The organism is Streptomyces sp. NPDC001153 (genome assembly GCF_053598315.1).
Genome location: NZ_JBSFJZ010000039.1, coordinates 58909 through 60551 on the forward strand (window position 1 = coordinate 58909; position 1643 = coordinate 60551).

Here is a 1643-nt window from a genome sequence, read left to right on the forward strand (position 1 = left end):
CCGACGGCCGCCTCGGCTTCCCTGTGGGAGCGGGACGCGGAGATCGCCACCGTCGCACAGGCACTCGAGCTCCTGTGCGCCGACCAGTCGACCCCGGGGAGTCTGCTGGTCTTCCGCGGCGAGGCGGGATTCGGCAAGACCGCCCTGCTGGCCGAGACACGCCGCATGGCCGAACGCCGCGGCTGCAACGTGTGGTCCACGCGCGGCGCGGAGACCCTGAGGTCCGTCCCGTTCAACGTGGTACGGCAACTGCTCCAGCCCGCCCTGCTGTCGTTACTGCCGGAGGAGGCGCGCGAGTACCTCGGCGACTGGTACGACATCGCCGGACCCGCCCTCGGCATAGTCGACCCGCAGGAGGGCAGCGCCGACCCGCAGTACGTGTGCGACGGACTCGTCGCCGCGGTGCGCCGGCTCGCCCGCCGCGAATGGCCGCTGGTGCTGCTGATCGACGACGCGCACTGGGCCGACCAGGAGACCCTGCGCTGGCTCGCCGCGTTCGCCGAGCGCCTGGACGACCTCTCCGTCCTCGTCGTGGTCGCCCGCCGCCCCGGCGAGGTGAGCGGCGACAGCGCCCGCCACCTCGACGCGGTGGCCGCCGCCGCGGGCCGCCCCGTCAACAACCTCAGGGCCCTCACGCCCGACGCCGCGGCAGGGCTCACCCGGGCCGCCCTCGGCCGCCACGCCGACGACGCCTTCTGCCGCGAGGTCTGGGCCGTCACCGCGGGCAACCCCTACGAGACCACCGAACTCCTCGCCAAGGTGCAGGACAGCGAACTGCAGCCGGTCGAGTCCCGGGCCGGGGAACTGCGCGCCCTCAACCGCGCCGCCCGCGGCGGCGGACTGGTCGACCGGCTCAAGGGGCTCGGCCTGGAGGCCACCCAGTTCGCCTGGGCGGCCGCCATCCTCGGCACCGGCATCACCGTCGACATGGTCGCCCGCCTCGCCACCATGGACGACGCCATCGCCCGGCACTGCGCCGAACTGCTCTGCACCCAGCGCATCCTCGCCCAACCCGACCCCGGGAGCGGCAGCGAACGCGACGCGGGCGAGCTGGAGTTCGTCCACCCGCTCATCGCCAGCGCCGTCTACAACTCCATCCCCTCCGGGGTGCGCACCGCCATGCACGGCGTCGCCGCGCAGATCATCACCGAGCTGGAACGCGGCGCCTCCCAGGCCGCCCGGCACCTGCTGAAGGTGCATCCGGACGGCGACGAGGAACTCGTCGAGCAGCTGCGCGAGGCCGCCCGCGAACACCTCGCCGTCGGCGCCCCGGACGCGGCCCGCACCTGCCTCGAACGCGCCCTGCAGGAGCCTCCGCTCCCCGAGGTCCACGCCCACGTCCTGTACGAACTGGGCTGCGCCACCCTGCTCACCGCACCCGCCGTCACCATCGAACACCTCCAGTTCGCGCTCGGCATGCCCGGCCTCGACGGCGAGCGGCGGGTCGACGCGGTGGTCCGGCTCTCCCAGGCGCTGATCCACAACGACCAGCTGGAGGAGGCCGTCCGCACGGTCGAGGCCGAGGCCGCCCGGCACGAACCCGGCCCCGTGAAGATGCGGCTGCAGGCCGTGCAGTTCATGTGGGAGGGCATCCACGGCGAGACCGTCTCCCCGGCCCGCTCCCGGCGCCTAGCCGGACTCGC

At 74.0% G+C, this 1643-nt stretch carries 1 protein-coding gene; it reads left to right on the plus strand.

Annotation, left to right across the window (positions count from 1 at the left end):
* A partial coding sequence (locus tag ACWDEN_RS35285) for an AAA family ATPase (RefSeq protein ID WP_450861974.1) occupies positions 1-1643 on the plus strand: 1643 nt, incomplete at both ends.